Genomic DNA, 20,269 nt, shown 5'->3' with positions numbered 1-20,269 from the left:
CATACACATTTTTTGGAATTTTGGTAACAATGCACTTTCTTGTTGATTCATAAAAATATACTGTGTGCTACTAAATTCTTAATTATGAAATTTACATTGTTACTTGTATTACTGTTTTTTGCTTTTAATTTTTCTGCATTTACTCAAAATTTAGAAAAACTAAGCTATCAAGAATTAGATAGTATTGGTTTAGATTTATTAAGGAATGAAGACTATAAAAAATCAGAGAAATATTTTCAAACAGCTTTGTCAAAAATTGAACTTGAATTTGGAAAAGAAGATACACTCTATGCTCAAACGACAATTCATTTGGCTTATGTTTATATGGAGGATTTGCGTTATCAAGAAGCCAAGCCTCTTTTAATAGAAGCTAGAGAGCTTACACAAAAAGCAGTAGGCAAAAATCACAAACACTATGCTCATTCATGCTATTTTTTGGCTAATTTTTACTTAGAAAATGCAGTCTATACAAAAACAGAGCCTCTTTTTTTGGAAGCAAAAACTATTTATGAAAAGTTAGGAGAAAAAGATAATGAATTTTACCTGCGTGTTTTGAGAGGACTTGCCGACATATATTACGAACAATCTTTATACGATAAAGCAGAACCTATTTATCTAGAGCTACAAGCAATTATTGAGAAGGAATTAGGCAAAAATCATTTGTGGTATGGCATAATCTGTGAAGATTTGGCAAATCTCTATTCAGATATAGGAAAAAATGACAAAGCTGAAAAACTATACTTTCAAGCAATGGAAATTTATGAAAAAGAAGAGGGGCAAGAAAGTGAAGGCTATTCTTCTATCTGTAATAATTTAGGAAATCTGTATTCAGATATAGAAATGTATGAAAAAGCAGAAACATATTATAATAAAGCTATTCAAATAGATATGAAAATTTTTGGTAAAAATAGTCCTTTACTTGCTGATGATATTAACAATATTGCCGAATTATATATCCTACAAGGCAATTATAAGAAAGCTAAAAAGTTTCATAAAAAAGCTCTTTCTACCTACCAAAATATATTTGGAGAAGACCACCCAGATTATGCACTTTCTTGTTTTAATTTAGCAAGTCTTTATAAAATTCAACAACGCTATCAAACAGCTGAAAACTATTATGAAGAAGCATTAAGAAACAAAAAAAAGCAAATTAATAGGTTGTTTCCTACACTTTCAGAAGAAGAAAAAACTCTTTATTATAACGATATATTAATGTTTTTTGAAGGCTTTATAGATTATGCAATAACTTATCATCCTCAAAAAAAACAAATGAGTGCAAGACTTTTTGATGAGCTTCTTTTCATGAAAGGAATTATTTTTTCTTCTACTCAAAAAATGAAAAAACAGATTTTAGGCAGCAATGATACAACTTTAATATCACAATATAAAAACTGGAAAAGACAAAAACAGAATTATATTAGCCTGTTACAAACTCCTATAGAAGAGCGAGATAAAGCTATTGATATTACGAAATTAAATTCTGATATAAATGAACTAGAACGAGAAATTTCGAAAAAATCAGCATCTTTTAAAGAAAATACAACAAAAAAAGACTACACATGGCAACAAGTAAGAGAAAGTCTTTCAGAAAAAGAAGCTGTTATCGAAATGTTTCATTTGATAAAGTACAATAAGAAAGGAAACGAAATAGATACAGTTTATATAGCCCTTATTCTGACCAAAGAAACAAAAGAAAATCCTGAACTTTTAGTCTTAAAAAATGGACAGGAACTAGAAAATGAAGCTCTATTTTTCTATCAAAATAATATTGACTTTCAATTAGAAAATAATGAATCTTACAATCAATATTGGAAACCAATACAAGACAAACTAGATAGCCTTTCTAATAAAAAAGGGTATTCTAAAATCTATTTTTCGCCTGATGGAGTTTATCACAAACTCAATTTGAATACATTCAAAAATCCAATAACAGAAAAATATCTCCTAGAAGAACAAAGTATCCAACTCATTACAAGTAGTAGAGATTTGATACAACTCAAAAATCAAGAAGATAAAAACTTAGATTTGAGTAAAAACTTTGCAGAATATAAAGCCTATTTATTGGGTTATCCTTCTTATAACTTAAATGGCAAAGATACTTTAAAGGTAAATGGAATTGATAGAAGTCTGAATGGTTTGCAACGTGTAGTAGGTCAACAAACTGTAATTCCTGTCTTGGAAGGAACAAAAATAGAAACCAATCGAATTAATAATTTGCTAAATCAGAAACATGTTTCTACAATTCTTTTACAAAATAATGAAGCCACAGAAGAAAATATAAAAGCACTAAAAAACCCTACTATTCTACATATTGCAACACATGGTTTTTTCATAAACGAAATCCCAAGTAGTAAAGTAACCACAATGCAAGAAGCTGAAGATAGAAGTTTGTTAGAAAATCCATTTCTTAGAAGTGGGCTTTTACTAGCAGGTTGCCAGAATCCACAACTAGGAGAAGAAGACGGAATTTTGTCAGCCGAAGAAGCCATGAATCTCAATCTTGACGGAACTGAACTTGTAATTCTTTCTGCTTGTGAAACAGGTTTGGGAGATGTTCATAATGGAGAAGGTGTGTATGGACTTCAACGAGCATTCCGACAAGCAGGAGCAAAAACACTTATTATGTCGCTTTGGAAAGTAAGTGATGAAGCTACACAACTTTTGATGGTTACTTTTTATGAAAGTCTTTTGAGTGGAAAATCAAAACGAGAAGCCTTCAAAATAGCTCAACTGAAACTTAAAGAAAAATACAACGAGCCTTATTATTGGGGAGCTTTTGTGATGGTAGGAGAGTAAAGCCAATGTAGAATTCTGATTTTAGAAAGTAGAAGTAGATGAAGTGAAGATTGAAATAGGAATTGGACTTAGCAAGGTGTCAAATAAGACTGTAAGACTTTTTTCTGTTTGTCTATATTTTGTCTATATGCTTTTTTTGGTTCTTGTTTGGGAATACGTTTTATTGTTGATTCAATTAACTAAAATACGTTACTAAAATCTACAATTATGAAATTTGCCTATTTAAGTATCTTACTTTTCCTTATTAGCTTTTCTTCTTATTCACAAAACAAAGAAAACCAAAATCGTTTGGATAGTATAAGCACTACATTAGAAAATCTATCTTGGAAAGAATTGGATAGCTTAGGAGACCAAGCTAGAGAAGCTCTCAATTATAAAGAAGCTGAAATTTATTTTAAAAAAAATATAGAAATAGCAAAATCTGATAGCCTTTTAGCTACTTCTTTACAGAAACTAGGCAATCTTTATCATCTAGCAAGGAGATTTAATGAGGCACTAACTGTTTTTTCAGAAACCAAAGAAGTACAAGAGAAATTAGGAAAACAAAGAGTTGATTATGCTTCAGCTTGTAGAAACTTAGCAGTAATTTATAAGGAATTAGGAAATTTGGAGGAAGCAGAAAAACTACAATTAGAAGCCAAAGATATTATAGAAAAAACAGTAGGCAAAAATAATAATGAGTATGCAAAGTCCTGCAATGAATTAGCTATTATTTATAATGATAAAGGAAAACCTATCAAAGCAGAAGAATATTACCTAGAGGCTCTAGCAATTAGAGAAAATTTTAAAGATAAACTTCCTCTTGAATACGCTGTTAGTTGTGGAAATCTAGCCATCGTTTATATCTACCAAGGACTTTATGATAAAGCAGAACCTTTATGTATAATCGCTAAAGAAACTTGCAAAAAAGAAGTTGGGGAAAAACACCCTTATTATTCAGCCTTTAGTGGAAACTTAGCTTATTTGTATTTGCAACAACAGAAGTATGATAAAGCTAAAGAAATCATGTTAGAAATAATAAAAATCAAAAAAGAAACTGTTGGTAAGAACCACCTAGATTATCTTAACTCTTATAGAAATCTAGGTTATTATTATAAAGCAGAAGGAGACTTTAAAGAAGCAGAAGTGATTTTTGCAGAACTAAGAGAAAAATATGAAAAATTATTAGGAAAAGACCATCTACTATACGCTATTAGTTGTAACGATTTGGGAACGGCTCATTATTGGCAAGGAGAGTACGAAAAGGCTGAACAGTTTTACTTAGAAAATAGAAAAATTATAGAAAAAATATTAGGAAAACAAAATAAAGACTATACAAGAACACAATCGAATCTAGCCATACTATACAGAGACGCAGAATTATATACAAAAGCAAAGCCTTATTTTGAAGAGGTAACAAACAGAGTAAATGCAGATGTTATTCTATACTTCCCTACTCTTTCGGAAAAAGAGAGGTTTAGTTACATGCAAAATGTAGAACACTTTTTTGATAAACTCACCCAGTTTGTTATCAAATCTTATCCTGCAAATAAAATTAATAGCGAAATGCTATTCAATCAACAATTATTTAGTAAAGGAATTGTATTTTCTTCTACTCAAAAGATGAAAGAACAGATTTTGAATAGTAAGGATTCTGTTTTGATAAATCAATATGAAGATTGGAAAACGGAAAAAGAAAACTATATTTCATTACTTCAACTACCTTTAAACGAACGAGATAGTTCTATTAATACAGAAAAAATAGCATCTCAAATCAATGAATTAGAAAAAGAAATTTCTAAAAAATCAAAATTGTTTGAATCAAATACTACTCAAAAAGAATATAAATGGCAAGATGTCCAAAAAACCTTATCAGAAAAAGAAGTTGCAATAGAAATAGTTCGTTTTAATAAAAAAAATCAGTATAACGAAGAATTTGACACTACATATATAGCTATGATTGTAACCAAAGAAACAATAGAAAGTCCAGAGCTTATACTCTTAGAAAATGGACACGAACTAGAAAATGGTGCTTTAAGTTTCTATCAAAATAATATTGAATTTCAATTAGAAGATACAGAATCGTACAATCAATACTGGAAACCAATTCAAGATAAATTAGATAGTCTTTCAAATAAAAAAGGCTATTCAAAAATCTACTTTTCACCTGATGGGATTTATCACAAAATCAATCTAAACACACTTCAAAATCCTAAAACAGGGAAATACTTAGTAGAACAGGAAACTATACAACTTATCACAAGTAGTAGAGATTTGATAGAAAGAGCAGAAAAAGGAATTACAAGTATTGATTTGAGTAAAAATTTTGAGAAATATCAAACCTTTTTGCTAGGTTATCCTTCTTATAATCTAAATGGAAAAGATACCCTAAAAGTAAATGGAAAAGACAGAAGTCTGAATGGTTTGCAACGTTTGATAGGTCAGCAAACAGTTGTTCCAGTTTTAGAAGGAACAAAAGTAGAAACTAATCAAATCAATGATTTATTTGATAAAAAAAATGTAAAAACGACACTTTTTCAAAACAAGGAAGCAACAGAAGAAAACATCAAAGCACTTCAAAATCCTACGATTTTACATATTGCTACACACGGTTTTTTTATCAATCAAATTCCAGATAGTGAGGTAAAAACAATGCAAGAAGTTGAAAATAAAAATCTTTTGAAAAATCCATTTTTACGAAGTGGACTTTTACTAGCAGGTTGCCAAAATCCACAAACGGGAGAAGAAGATGGAATATTATCAGCCGAAGAAGCTATGAATTTACATCTTGATGGAACTGAGTTGGTCGTTCTTTCAGCTTGTGAAACTGGTTTGGGAGATATTCAGAATGGAGAAGGTGTTTATGGACTTCAAAGAGCATTCCGTCAAGCAGGCGCAAAAACGCTTATTATGTCGCTTTGGAAAGTAAGTGATGATGCTACACAGCTTTTGATGGTTACTTTTTATGAAAACCTTTTGAGTGGAAAATCAAAACGAGAAGCCTTCAAAATAGCACAATTAAAACTCAAAGAAAAATACAACGAGCCGTATTACTGGGGTGCTTTTGTGATGGTGGGAGAGTAAAACCAAGTTAGAAGTATGATTTGAGAAGTTAGAAGTGAATAAAAATTGGAAAAATGAAATACAAAAAACACTTACTAAATTCAATAATTTGACCTTAGCAAGTGTTCATTTTTTTATTTGTTCAAGAATTATCCACCAACACGATTACTCTCATCTTCTGCACCTGTTTTTCTTCTACGAGCAGATTTTACTTGTTTATTTCCAAAGTTATAGCTTAAATTTACTCTAATCTGACGACTTTCCCAGCCTCCACTTCCTTGAATCAATACATCGCCAAACTGTGTATCTCCACGCCAAGGCGAAGTAAAAAAGACATCACTCATAGACATTCTGAAAGAGAGTTTATCTTCCAAAAATGATTTTTGAATTGCTAAATCCATTGCTCCCAAGCTCTTGGTTTGATATGTTCCTCCCCAAACGGAAGGCGAATTGTACCAACCCGAAACCTCAAATTTGTAGCCTTTTGGTAAAGAAAATGTATTTTGTCCATACAAACTAAGCGTATTTTGAGAAACAGAAACAAATTCTTCTGTTTTTCCTTTATACGAACTTGTATAGGCATTCACACTCAAAAAAGCATTCCACCATTTATTTATCTCAAAAGGATAGCTCAAATTAAAACTCCACGTTTCTTGTGTCGCAATATTTTGTTCTTGAATTATACTTCTTCGCTCATCTTGTGAAGTCGTAACTTGTGCAAAAAAATCATTGACATAGCTATAACTTATCGAAGTATTGAGTGTGTATTTATAGGTATGCGAAAACTTGATATTGTCAGTATATTGAGGCTGCAAAAAAGCATTTCCTTTTCTCAAAGTCAGCTCATCTAATTGCTGTTCGAATGGATTCAAGTTTTGATAATTTGGTCGCTCTATTCTACGGCTGTATGTCAGACCAAAAGAGTTATTTTTGTTTGCAGTATATGTCAGACCACCACTAGGAAAAAGATTTAAGTAATCTCGTTTTACTTGTTCATTATTTTCGTCTTGATTACTGTTTAGTTTTCCATCTGACTTTGTGTGTTCGGCACGTAAACCAAACTGAAGATTCATTTTTTTCCATCTTCTATTATAGTTGAAATAAGCTGCATTTACAATTTCTTCATATACAAAATTATTACTCTTATCTACATTAAGAACCTTTACTCCATCTATTTCATCATAAAAATCAAATGTATTATCTGTATTTACCATCGATGTTTTGATTCCAATTCCTAATTTTCCTTTCAAAAAATTCTGTTCATAATCAGTCTTAAAAGTAAAAATATCAATCGTAACAGGCATTACCATTTCATAAATAAATTGAGAAACTAAGTCTTGCTCATTTCCAGTATAATAATAATTTGGTTGATAGGTTTTTCCATCATTCTTGTACTGTCCATAATCCAAATCTACATTAAAAGTATGCCCTGTTGTATCTTCATAGCGATAATTTAGATTTCCAAGTAAATTATAAAAATCTCTTTGATTCAAACTTTCAGCTACCAAAACTTGAGAAACTTCTTTTGTAGATTGGCTGCTAATAGGTGTTCTTGTATCATTATCAAAATTCATTTTACTAAAATTTCCATTGAACAAAACTCCAAACGTACTTTTACTACTTGCAAAAATATCTGTTCCTAATTTAATATTATGACTACTTTCATCTATTAGACCTTCCGAACGAGCATCAAAAATCAAATTATTTTGAGTTCTGTAAAGATTGATAAAACGCCTAGTTTCTCCAAAACGATTGCTATACGTCAAAAATGTATTTGTTTTTTTAGTACGATTATTCAATGAAAGCGAACCATTATAACGCTGATTATCCCAAACTGAATACCCCAAACTTACTGTTCCATTTGTACCAAAATTCTTATTTTTCTTTAATTTAATGTTCAAAATACCTGCGCTTCCTGCTGCATCATATTTAGAAGAGGGTTGAGTAATAATTTCGATAGACTCAATATCAGAAGCCTGCAATGTATTCAGATAATTTGTCAAATCTTCGCCTTGCAAAACTGAGCGTTTGCCATCAATAAAAACTTGAACGCCACTTTTTCCTTCTAAAATAATTCCATTGTTATTATCCAAAATCACCCCTGGTGCTTTCCTCAAAACCTCTAAACCCGAGTTTCCAGAAGCTGCGATTGTTCCCTCTACATTAAAGACTGTTTTGTCTGCCAAAACTTCTACCATTGGTTTTTTGGCTACAATTTCGACAGCATCAAGTACATTATTACTTTGAATAACAAATTTATTTATATTAATTTCTTTTGAAGAATTTTCAGTAACTGAAATGGTTGCAGAAGTATATTTTTGATAACCTACACTGGTTACGATAATAAAATAGTCTCCATTTCTGACATCCACTAATCTAAAGTTTCCATCAGCATCAGCTACTGAGGCTTTAGCAAGTGAAGAATCAGAAAGATTCATTAATCCGACGGCTGCAAATGAAACAGCTTCTCCATTATCAGATTCGGCACTTCCTGTGATAGAATGAGAATTAGTTTGGGCAAAAACAGAAATAGAAAAAAGTGATAAAAAAGTTAGTAAAGTTAGTTTTCGGAAAGAAGTAATTAAATTTCCCATAGTTTGGTTATTGATAAATAATAAACAGTAGTTAGATTGAAATATTTGCACTAATAGTATAAAAGGACAGTCAGATATTACGAAGGTTGCATATCTTTAGGCTTTTTTGTGAAAAGGAAGTAGTTTGTTAATGTTTATTAGGAAATAAGAGTCTCAAAATCTTCTTAGAAAAATATTACTTTCTATTTTGTAAATTTGTAGTTCTAAAATGTTGATATTATGTTGATTTTTGGAAAAAGCAAAATTATGAAGCGACATTTATTATTTATTTATTGGCTAATTTTTTCTTGTCTTTTTTGTTCTGCACAAAAGACACAGGCACAAGACTATGACCTTGCTTACCAACATATTACAACAGAAGAGGGTCTTTCAAATAATTTTGCCACTACCATTATTCAAGACCAAAAAGGATTTATTTGGATTGGAACACAAGAAGGACTCAACAAATATGATGGTTATTCTTTTAAAATTTATAAATCCAATATCGAAAAAAAATATCATCTCAATAGCAATCATATTACATTTTTAACAGAAGCAGCAGAGAAGGATATAATCTGGATAGGAACAATAACAGGACTTAGCAAACTACATACGCAAAAAGATACAATAGAAAACATTGCTTTTTTTGATAAAAAACATATCAATTATATTTATCAAGACTTAAAAAAAGATACTTGGGTAGCCACTGACAAAGGGCTTTTTAAGGAAAAAAATAAAAAGTGGATTGATGTTTCTTTGAGTTCGAAACTAAGTCAGAGTTATAGTTTTATTGATGAAAAGTATATCAATGGAAGTAAAAAGCAAATTTTAGTAATTACTGAGCGTATTGACCCTGATAAAAATACCCTTTTTTGGAGAGAAAAAGATAATGATAAATGGCAAAAAATAATAACAACGACCCACCACTTCCAATACCTAGAAAAAAATGGAACAGTATGGACTTCTTATAAAGATGAGCAATTAGAAGATTATAATAAAATTTATAATTCAACTATAAAAGTAGATTCTATCTATTTTGATAAGTCTAAACACTCAAGAATGACAACACCATTTTTGGCTTTCAAAGATGCACCTAAAAACGACACAATAAATAATGTTTGGTTTTTTGAAAGCCGAGGAATTGCTTTAGTTGATTTGAACAAAAAAAAAATTCGCCAGTGGTACTACTGGAAATATTTTACAAAGACAATAGATCAATACGTTGTAGAAACTATTTTCAGAGATGCTTCCAAAAATTATTGGATTTGTACGCAAGGAATGGGTGTCTTTTTATTTGCTGATTATACAATCAATAATTTTCGTACTTATAAATACCATCTCGCACCCGAATACGCACTTAGTCAGCCTAGTACACGAGCTATTTATCAAGACCCTGTCAATAAAAATATGTGGATAGGAACATACAGCAATAAAAACACAGTTGATATCTTCTTAGGAGATTCTACTAAAAAAACACTTTATATCGATAGTTATGTTCATTTGATTAAAGAAGACCCTACTCATAAGAATATTCTTTGGTTTGCTACCTCATCAGGAATTAGAAAAATTGATAAAGAAAAATTTAAGGTTTTGGAAACCTATAAAATGGATAGGAATTATTTACAAGATATTTTGCCCCTCAATGATACCACTATTTGGGTAGCAGGACAAGACAATCTTTACCATTTCCATCCAACTACTAAAAATATTACTTCTTATCCTCATTTAGATAAAATATCACATATTTTTCAAGATTCTCAAGACAAAATTTGGTTAGGCTCTACCGAAAAAGGAATTGGTTTTTTGGCAAAATCTAAAAAATTAAATCAAGAAAATGCTCAACATACATTTGTTCAGTATTACAACCCAAATAAAGATAAAGAAAATACAGTATGTCATGTCAAACATATAGAAGAAAGTAGCACAGAAAAAGACATTTTTTGGATAGCCACAACAACAGGTTTTTATAAATTTGATAGCAAAAAAAGACAGTTTTTAGAATATTATACCGAAAAAGAAGGACTGCCAAATAATATCGTTTATGCTATCTTAGAAGACAATGAAGGGAATTTGTGGGGAAGTACCAATCACGGAATCTTTAAATTCAATCCAAAAACAAAAACCTTTACCAACTTTGACAAGCAAGATGGTTTGCAAGACAATGAATTTAATACCTTTTCTTACTTTAAAAGTAAAGAAGGAGAATTATTCTTTGGGGGAATTGATGGTGTAAATGCTTTTTTTCCAAAAAATATGAAGAAAAATGAGTTTGTTCCTCCTATTTACCTAACAGGTTTTGAAAAGTTAGGAAAGAAAGTAAATTTTAAAAAAAATATTTCAGAAATTACAGAAATTTCCTTGCCATTAGAAGAAGCTCAAATGCTTACTTTTCATTTTGCTGCACTTAGTTTTTATCAAAGCAACAAAAACAACTATGCTTACAAACTAGAACCTTTACAAAAAGAATGGATTAATTTAGGAGCAAAGAATGAACTCACTCTTACTAATCTTTCAGCAGGAAATTACACCCTTTACATAAAAGGCTCAAATAACCATGACATTTGGAATGAAAAAGGAATCAAAATAACAGTAAAAATTATTCCTCCTTTTTATCAAACTCTTTGGTTTCAGTTTTTATGTATTTTTGCTACTTTGGTTTTAGTTTATTTTTATTATAGATATAAAGTTAGAGAATCCAAACAGAGAGCTATTTTCTTAGAAATCCAAATAAAAGAACGCACACACGAAATAAAAGCACAAACAGAAGAGTTAAAAATCACAAATGAAAAACTCAAAGAACTTGATAATTTTAAGGAAAAAACCACCAATATGCTCGTTCATGACTTAAAAAATCCTTTGGGAACAATCATTTATGAAGCAAAAAATAATGTTCCAATACGAAAAGCTAGTCAGAGAATGATGAATTTGTTAATGGCTTTATTGGATTCTCAAAAAATACAATCGCCACAGTTTCAACTCAACTTGGAAAGAGTAAATTTTAATGTTATTTTAGAAAATGTTTTAGAAGAAGTAGAGGTATTTTTGACAGAAAGAAAAATACAAATAATCTATGAAGAAAATGCTATCTTTTGGCTAGAGGTAGATAAAGATTTGATTGGGCGAGTTCTTGTAAACCTACTGACCAATGCGATTAAATACAGTTCTAAACGTTCATATATCAAAGTTTCTATTCAAAAAAATCAAGATAATTTTGCTCAAATAACTGTTACAGATAATGGTTTGGGAATAGAAAAACATCAATTAGATACTATTTTTGATTCATATAGACAAGTGAATGCTCAAAAAGTGGGAAGTGTTTCCTCTACAGGTTTGGGACTTTCATTTTGTAAACTTGCCATAGAAGCACACACAAAAGAATTTAAAAATACATTCAAAAATGATAGTACAATTTGGGTCGATTCTATTCCAAATACTGAAACAAATTTTCATTTTATTGTTCCACTTTTGGAAATAGAAAAAATAAAACTCAGTCAAGAAAACAAATTAGAAGTTTTTTCAAATGATACCAAAAGCAAAACATTTTCTCCTAGCAATTCGTATCAATTCTCTAAAGCCGAGGTCAATTATTTACTTCCTATTATAGAAGAATTGAGAAATTTAGAAGTCTATCAAGTTACTCAAATTCGTAGTATCTTAAACTCTATAAACGACGAAAGTACAACGATTGCAGCTTGGAAAAATGATATTCAAGAAATTCTCTACCAAGTAGATGAAGAAAAATATCAGAAATTATTGAATATATAAACATATTGCTCGTGTCCTCACGAATGACCTTAATACTATTTTCCTTTTGAATACCTACACTATCCTAGTCGCTGACGACACTGAAGAAAACCTAAAGCTGATTACTGAATATTTAGAAAATGATGCAAAAGAAAGCCAAAGTAAAAATCTGTTACCTTTTGATTATCAAATTTTGCTCGCTCCAAATGGAGAAATAGCTTTAAAAATTGCTCAAAAAGCAGAAATTGACTTGCTCATTACCGACTGGGAAATGCCAAAAATGAATGGATTAGAACTTATTTCTGCGTTTCAATCTGATAAAAAACTACGTAAAATTCCTATTATAATGGTAACTGGAATGTATGTAGAAGCTAAAAACCTTAAACTCGCCTTAGAAAAAGGAGCGATTGATTTTATTAGCAAACCGATTCATCAAATGGAATTGGTAGCACGAGTAAAATCTGCCATAAAACTACAAGAATCCTTCAAAATTATCGAAGAGCAAAAGAATAAAGAACTTAGTGCAAAAGTTTTGCACATTCAAAGGCAAAATGAAATTTTGATAGAAATTGATAATCAGTTCAATGATTTCTTAAAAAGAATTAGAAGAGATAACAAACAAAATCAAGAAGAAAATGAAGATTCAATTACTGATTTGTCAAGTTATTTTTCCGAACTCCAAAGTATCAAAAAGAATCTCAAAAAAAATATAGATACAGAACACGACTGGGAAAACTTTCAACTTCGTTTGCAGCAAAACCACCCAGAATTTGTACAAAAATTAGCTGTCTATGAAGACTTAAAACCTCACGAATTACGTTTTTTGACGTATCTTTATATCAGAATGAACGACAAAGAAATTGCAAGAATCTTAAATATCAATTACCAAAGCGTAAGAGCCTACAAATCAAGAGTAAAGAAAAAACTAGATATTGAGGATGGAATTTCTTTGAATGATTGGATTGTGAGTCTTTGATGAAAGGAATTAGGGAATGGGAGTTGGGACATGGAAAATGAAAACTACTTTATAATTCCAAAACCTGCTAATCGAATTGGCATTTTTCTATAAAAATATGTATTTTTGGTAAAATTTAAAACAGAATTTTCATATCACACAAGGAATAATAATTTGATTAAATTTACGATTTTAAACTTTTAAATATTTGATAGTCAGTATTTTTAATTCGTAATTGTTCCTATAAATCCCATACAAAAATGAATTATTGGTTTCTCTGCAAAGTCAGTTATACAAAAGAATTAGAAGACGGAACGGTAAAGCGCATGAAAGATAATTATCTGACCGACGCAACCACACTCACAGAAGCAGAAGCACGTATGCACGAAGAAGTGGGTCGTTCGATGCGAGGAGAATTTTCGGTGGCAGCAGCCAACAGAATGAACTTTGTAGATGTTTTTACCTATCCAAATGTTGATAATTACTACAAATGTAAAATCCGTTATGTAACTATTGATGAAGCAAAAGGCAAAGAACGTGAAGTAAAAAATCAAGTTTTGATTGCTGCTGATGACTTATTAGATGCTCATACACGCCTTACAAAAGAGTTTTCGTCGATGCTTGTTCCTTACGAAATCATTGAGATTATCAAAACTCCTTTAGTGGAAGTATTCCGTTATAAGTCGCCTGACGAAAGAGTTACGCCAAATCTTCGCCCTATTTCTGAAATTGAAGAAATAGAAGAGTAAATGTAACTTACGCTTTAGCATGAGTAAAACGTACCGAATGCTTTAGCTTTCGAACGAAAAAGCTGCAAAAACAAAATTTGCAGCTTTTTTTGTTGCCTTTATTTTGATAAAATAAAATCCAAAACACAGCTACAAGCCAAATACATATTGCTCACTCGTTAAAAATGAGCGACGGATGGAGATTTAAGCCTCTTCATTTTAAACTTGATATTTGACCAAATAAAATGATTTATTTCTATCTTGCGTCTAAAGTTTTGTCAGCATGTAATGTAATAAAACATAAGAAAGAATCTAGCACCAAAATACCACAAAAAATCTCATTGTAGGCAATATGAAAAAAGACATTCCACACGTAAAATTTAATCCTTCAAGTGATGGCAATTTTGATTTTGAAGTTATTTCGGTTGAAAAAATAGCCAAGAGTAAAGAACAATATGAGCATAATCCTGAATTACCACATCAACTAAAGTTCTACAATTTAATTTTTTTTACGGAAGGCAAAGGCAGGCATTTTATTGATTTTGATTGGTATCCTGTGGAACAAAACAGTCTAATTTATCTTGCCAAAGAGCAAGTTAATGCCTTTGAGTTTTCAGAAAATCTAAAAGGTTTTTGTCTTATTTTTACAGAAAAATACTTTGTAGATTGTTTTTCGAATCTGTCTAGCGATTTTGTTTTTAGACTATTTAATCCTCAATTATTCTCGCCTGTCTTACAAATTCCGAAAGAATCTGATTTTGAAAATTATTTCAATTTACTCAGAAAAGAGTATGATAATCCTAACTCATTCAATCAAAAAACTATCATTGATGCGCTTTTTGTAATTCTTATTTCTAAAGCAGAGAGTATCAAAAAAAATCAAATCCTTCCTAGTAAGGATTTTTCAAAAATTAGTGTCTTTCAAAAATTCACTTCCTTGATTGAGCAAAATTTATCTAAAAGTAGAAACGCTGATTTTTACGCTAGTGAATTAGCAATAACCTACAAGCATCTGAATATAATTTGTAAAGAATTAGTAAATAAGACTGCTAAAAATGTAATTGATGATTTTGTAATTCTTCAAGCAAAAAGAAATCTAATTAATTCGGCTATAAAAAGTAACGAACTGGCTTTTAAATTAGGCTTCGAAGACCCTACAAATTTCACTAAATACTTCAAAAAACATACAGGTTTGACACCAAATTCATTCTTAAAATCGCTTTCAATCAGCTAAAACACATAAAGGTTCGACTTTAACCATATTTACTCCTACTTTCATCTTTCTTTCAGCTCATTTTTACCCCAACTTTGTATCAAATAAAATTTATCAATTAAATCAATTTGAACAAATGAGACAAATAACGCAACTGAAAGCATTAGCTTTTGTCCTAATTACAGTAGTATTCATATCATCATGTGGCAAAGATAGAAAAGATGATGAGCCAACAGTTTTACCTATAACTTTAGGAACAGAAGTAAGTGTAAAAAACACAATACAATTAGCAGCCGATCCATCTTCAGGTGGAACAGGGGGAGTTGAAACAGCAATAGAAACACTTTTTGGTTTGCCAGCAAATGCTCTTGTTGCTACAAATACAGTATCAAATAGTATTGAATTTGATAATTATTTGAATGGATTATATGACATTGATTTGTCTGAAAACGAAATTACTTTTGATTTAGTAGCTCCTGCTAATGACCCAACTTATAGCCCTATTTTTAGAACTATAGAAGCAGGTACTTTTGACCGTTATTACTTCACTTTCAACTCATCACACAATGTAAAAGGTTTTTCATCATCTAACTCATCTGTCAATCTTAGAATTGATTCAGATAAGGTTTTGGTTGTTGAAATTAGTGAAGGCTTTGATTTTAACTCGGGTGCAACATTTACCATAACATTAAATTAGCAGTTATATGAAACAAGTAATTGTAGCAGTCCTAATTGCTCTTGTAATAGCATCATGCAGTACAACAAATAAATCATCAAATATCAAAAATAGCACAAAAATGGACTCAAAAACAAAGTTATCCAACAAAGATAAAGTAGTAGCACTACTAAACAGTTTTAATACAGGCGACCAAACACCTATTTCTTATATTAACCCAAATAAATATACTCAGCATAATTTAGGTGTTGGAGATGGTTTGGCTGGATTTGGTCAAGTGATGCACCACGCACCAGAAGGTGGTTTTAAAGCTAAAGTCATACGAGTTTTTGAAGAAGGAAATTATGTTTTCACTCACACAGAATATGATTTTTTCGGTTCTAAAATTGGATTTGATATTTTTCGTTTTGAAGATGGTTTAATAGTAGAACATTGGGATAATTTTTCTGAGGTAACACTAGCAAACCCAAGTAATCACAATCAAACAGATGGAAACACTACCATTACAGATTTAGACAAAACCAATGCTAATAAAAAATTAGTAAAGGATTTTATAAATACAGTTTTGATAAAAGGTGAGTTTGATAAAATGCCTAATTATTTTGATGGAGACAACTATATCCAACATAATTCAATGATTGGAGATGGACTTTCTGGATTAGGTAAAGCATTTGAAGAAATGGCTAAAAACGGTGTAACAATGGTTTTTGAAAAGAATCACATCATTTTGGCAGAAGGCAATTTTGTACTTGCTGTAAGTGAAGGAAAATTTGCAGAAAAACCTACTTCATTCTATGATTTATTTAGAATTGAAAACGGAAAAATTGCTGAACATTGGGATACAATAGAAACTATTGCTCCTGAATCTGATAGAAAAAATAGTAATGGTAAATTTAACTTTCCAAACTAAATGAAAAATATAATAATCCTAATTTTAACTTGCATAACCCTTTTTGGTTGTCAACAACGTGAAATAAACATGAAACCATATATTATCGAAATTACGACCTTCAAATACAAAAACGCTGTAAACTCTGCTGATTTTTGGAAAGAAGACGCACAAATCCAAACTCAATATACAAGCCTACAATCTGGGTATATTAGTCGTGAAGCTGGTTATTCAGCAGAAAGTAACGAAGTTTTGGTTATGGTAAAATGGGAAACCAAAGAAGATGCTGATGCTTCTATGCAAAAATTTATGACAGATAAATCTGTTGCAAATTATGTAGAGATGATTGATGCCCCTACAATGAAAATGACACGTTATACTGTTGAGTAAAATGGTTTCAGAATAAGTAAACAGTAGTTCTAATTAAAAAATAGAGCTACTGTTTTTTGAATTTCAGATTTGTACATTTAAAAATAATAAAACTATGAGTCAAGTAACTACCTGTCCTACATGTGGCAGCAAATCAAAATTTAAAGAAAAAAATGGAGAGGTTTCTTATAAAGCTATTCAAGATGATGAAGCCTTCAAAAAAATAAGTCAGCTCAAAAAAATGATGGAGAAATTCAAAGAAAAAGCTGAAGATTTAGAAAAGGAGTTAGAATTGATTAAATCAAAAGAAGAATAACATGAAATTTATAAAAAAGAATTATGGTTGGATGCTTGTAGCTACTCTAGCTATATTGCCTTTATTTATCATATCTAATATGATTGTTGTAGATTTTTCAAATGGATTATCTATTACACCGATTGGAAATACAACAACAGAGGTCAAATCTACCTTAGCTATGTTATATCATATTTCTGGTGAGTTTGCAATTAGATGGATGACTGCTGTACTCACTTGTACTCCGTTTTTCATACTCTTTGGCGTTACTAATCTTTATGTACGACAAGCTATGGGGATTGCTACTGCTGTTTGGAGTTTTATACATTTTATCATTTTTATATTGGCTGAAGGTTTTACAGAAACATTTACCCAAGTAAATTATATACTAGGTTTTTTAGCTGTTTTGATACTTATTCCTTTATTTTTCACTTCAAATAGAAAATCAATGAAACGATTAAAATTAAAGTGGAAAAAATTACAGAGTTTTGCCTATGCAGCCATTTTTTTTAGTTTGCTTCATGTTGCCATTTTAGATAAAACTTGGATTATCTATGCTATACTTGTTGGAGTTGGATTTATATTGAGAATTCCGTTTATAAAAGATAGAATCATTGAATTTAGAAAAGGGAGAAAGATTACTACATCATAAAAATAATTTTTTTTTGATTTTAACTTGTAAAGCATAAAATTTTACGAGTTTTTTATTTTCAGTTATACCTCGCAAGATTGCTCCCACTCATTGTGTAACGAGTGAGCAATATGTATTCGGTATCTTGCCATGTATTTGTATTCCGTATTTTGCTATCATACAGTAACGATCACAAATGTAATACAATTAAAAAAAGCTGCAAAAGTAAAATTTGCAGCTTTTTTGTTGTCTTTATTTTGATAAACAAATTTCTGCTTCAAATCTTTTTATTGTAAAATTACGTAAACTAAAGATGTGCTAATTTTGTAAAAATACATTTATTCTACTCTTAAAACGATACATTTAATGCTCAAAAATAATTTTATAGTGCAGCCTATATTTCTATTCTTCTTTTTTTCGGCTTTTATAGCAAATTCATTTAGCCAAAGTCCAGAAGAAATTTATAATCAATACAAAAAAGAATTTCCTGATAAAATGGCTGTTTTGTTAGAAAAAAACGACGAAATAACTATTGATTTTGAAGACGATACCGTTTCAACAATTCATACCGAATATGAAGATTTATTATTCTTGACCGAGCGTGCAATTGGTCTTGCCAATCAAAAGGCGTATGAATCTTATTTTTCTAAAATTGAAGAAATTGATGCCATTACACTTGTTCCGAATGGAAAACGCTACAAAAAAATGAAAGTAGAATATTTCAAAAAGGAAAAAGAATCTTCTTCAGGAATATTTTATGATGATTTGGAATCAACCAATTTCATTATGCCTAACGTTTCTCCACAAGCTCGTACACAGGTTTCTATTACTCAAAACATCAAAGACCCACGTTTTTTGAGTTCTTTTTATTTGGATAGTTATGTTCCGATAAAGTCAGCAAAATTGACTTTGAAAGTTCATAAAAATATAGAAATTGCTTACAAATTATTCAATACAGAAGATATAAAACTAGATTTTCAAAAAACAGAAAAGGGAAATTATATCATTTATGAATGGATAGCCAAAGACTTAGAGGATTTTAAGTCAGAAGACAATGCACCACGTCGTAATTATTTTTCGCCTCATATTGTCTATTATGTTACACAAATAAATTACCCAAACCGAACGCAAAAAGTAGCTAAAAGTGTCGCTGATTTATACGATTGGTATGCAGGTTTGGCTTGTAAAGTAAATTTAGAAGATGATGCAGAATTATTTAAAACAGTTCAAGAATTAACAAAAGACGTAACTGGTGAGCAAGAAAAAGTAAAAAATATTTTTTATTGGGTACAAGATAATATCAAATACATTGCTTTTGAGGACGGAATGCAGGGTTTTGTTCCTAGTGAGGCGAGTTTTGTTTATTCCAAACGCTATGGAGATTGTAAAGGAATGTCTTCAATTATTCATAAGATGCTCAATATGGCAGGAATTGAAAATACATATCTAACTTGGATTGGTTCTAGGAGTTTGCCGTATAAATATTCTGAAATTCCTACTCCGATTGTGGATAATCACATGATTGTAACTTATCAACCAACAGAAGGTGAGTTTATTTTCTTAGATGCGACAGATTCTTATTCTCCTTTTGGCTTTCCTTCTTCGATGATACAAGGAAAAGAAGCTCTTTTAGGAATGGGAAGAGAGCAACATAAAGTTGCGTTAGTTCCTATTATTGATAAAGAAAAAAATTATTCAAAAGAATCTGTTTCTATTTCGATTTCAGATAAAAACTTAGTTGGTAAAGGACAATATTCAGCAGAAGGTTATCCAAAAGGCTACATGACACATTATATAGATGGACTTTCGAAAGAAAATGAAAAAATCTATATGAATCGTTATTTTACAAAAGGAAACAACAAGTTTTTTGTAGATGATTATACAATCAATAATCTAAATGAAAAAGATGAAGCTCTAAAGATTGAATACGATTTCAGAATTGAAGACTATGCAAAGTTTGTAGGTGATGAGATTTATATCAATATGAATATGGAAAAAGCCTTTAGCAATAATGAGATAGAAGAAGACAGAAAAGCTCCCATAGAAAATGATTATTTGTATGAAGCTAATAACAGTACTTTTTTAGAAATTCCAGAGGGATATGAGGTAGAATATTTGCCTGAAAATAGTAGTTTTGAGAATGATTTATTTGGTTATAAAATCGAATACACAAGAGAAGGCGACAAAATAAAGTTCGTTCATAATCATTACAAAAACTATTTACTTTTAAATAATGAGAGCTTTGAGGATTGGAACAAAATGATAAAAGAAGTCAATAAAGCCTATCGTGAAGTGATTATTTTGAAGAAAAAATAATTTTTTCAAGATTAGAAAACATAAAAGAACCATTTCTAAGCT

At 30.3% G+C, this 20,269-nt stretch carries 13 protein-coding genes; 12 read left to right on the top strand and 1 reads right to left on the bottom strand.

Annotation, left to right across the window (positions count from 1 at the left end):
- The first annotated feature begins 84 nt into the window (after nt 1-84).
- Nucleotides 85-2,796 carry a CHAT domain-containing protein gene (locus ACE193_RS15835; protein WP_375559195.1) on the top strand — a complete coding sequence of 904 codons (2,712 nt, stop codon included), beginning with the start codon at nt 85-87 and terminating at the stop codon, nt 2,794-2,796.
- Between the two features lie 207 nt (nt 2,797-3,003).
- Nucleotides 3,004-5,859, top strand: coding sequence for a CHAT domain-containing protein (locus ACE193_RS15830; RefSeq protein WP_375559194.1), 2,856 nt, complete (start codon nt 3,004-3,006; stop codon nt 5,857-5,859).
- 128 nt (nt 5,860-5,987) lie between these two features.
- On the opposite strand, the gene ACE193_RS15825 is transcribed toward ACE193_RS15830, so the two are convergent.
- On the bottom strand, nt 5,988-8,432 hold the full coding sequence (locus tag ACE193_RS15825) for an outer membrane beta-barrel protein (RefSeq protein ID WP_375559193.1): 2,445 nt from the start codon (nt 8,430-8,432) through the stop codon (nt 5,988-5,990).
- 246 nt (nt 8,433-8,678) lie between these two features.
- Here ACE193_RS15825 and ACE193_RS15820 point away from each other — a divergent pair, with 246 nt between their 5' ends.
- The 10 genes from ACE193_RS15820 (at nt 8,679) to ACE193_RS15775 (ending at nt 20,227) form a co-directional block, all read left to right on the top strand.
- A complete protein-coding gene (locus tag ACE193_RS15820; RefSeq protein ID WP_375559192.1) occupies nt 8,679-12,176 on the top strand; it encodes a two-component regulator propeller domain-containing protein in 3,498 nt (1,165 codons plus the stop codon).
- A gap of 46 nt (nt 12,177-12,222) precedes the next feature.
- Entirely contained in the window at nt 12,223-13,131 is a 909-nt protein-coding gene (locus ACE193_RS15815) for a response regulator (RefSeq protein WP_375559191.1), read from the top strand.
- A gap of 239 nt (nt 13,132-13,370) precedes the next feature.
- On the top strand, nt 13,371-13,859 hold the full coding sequence (locus tag ACE193_RS15810) for a DUF4494 domain-containing protein (protein WP_375559190.1): 489 nt from the start codon (nt 13,371-13,373) through the stop codon (nt 13,857-13,859).
- A 331-nt stretch (nt 13,860-14,190) separates the two neighbouring features.
- Entirely contained in the window at nt 14,191-15,072 is an 882-nt protein-coding gene (locus tag ACE193_RS15805) for a helix-turn-helix domain-containing protein (protein WP_375559189.1), read from the top strand.
- 115 nt (nt 15,073-15,187) lie between these two features.
- Nucleotides 15,188-15,748, top strand: a complete 561-nt coding sequence (locus ACE193_RS15800) for a hypothetical protein (protein ID WP_375559188.1) — start codon at nt 15,188-15,190, stop codon at nt 15,746-15,748.
- Between the two features lie 7 nt (nt 15,749-15,755).
- Nucleotides 15,756-16,637, top strand: a complete 882-nt coding sequence (locus ACE193_RS15795) for a hypothetical protein (RefSeq protein ID WP_375559187.1) — start codon at nt 15,756-15,758, stop codon at nt 16,635-16,637.
- A gap of 69 nt (nt 16,638-16,706) precedes the next feature.
- Nucleotides 16,707-17,006: a hypothetical protein gene (locus ACE193_RS15790; RefSeq protein WP_375559186.1), complete on the top strand. Its 300-nt coding sequence runs from the start codon at nt 16,707-16,709 to the stop codon at nt 17,004-17,006.
- Nucleotides 17,007-17,100: 94 nt separating this feature from the next.
- Nucleotides 17,101-17,301, top strand: coding sequence for a hypothetical protein (locus ACE193_RS15785; RefSeq protein WP_375559185.1), 201 nt, complete (start codon nt 17,101-17,103; stop codon nt 17,299-17,301).
- A gap of 1 nt (nt 17,302) precedes the next feature.
- Nucleotides 17,303-17,932, top strand: a complete 630-nt coding sequence (locus ACE193_RS15780) for a ferric reductase (RefSeq protein ID WP_375559184.1) — start codon at nt 17,303-17,305, stop codon at nt 17,930-17,932.
- A gap of 345 nt (nt 17,933-18,277) precedes the next feature.
- Nucleotides 18,278-20,227 (top strand): DUF3857 domain-containing protein, encoded by a 1,950-nt coding sequence (locus tag ACE193_RS15775; protein WP_375559183.1) that lies wholly within the window; start codon nt 18,278-18,280, stop codon nt 20,225-20,227.
- The last annotated feature ends 42 nt before the right edge of the window (nt 20,228-20,269 follow it).

This window comes from Bernardetia aquimarina (assembly GCF_042180575.1).
Classification (GTDB): Bacteria; Bacteroidota; Bacteroidia; order Cytophagales; family Bernardetiaceae; genus Bernardetia.
The sequence above is the reverse complement of the archived record's forward strand: the minus strand, read 5'-3'. Positions and strand labels throughout refer to the sequence as shown.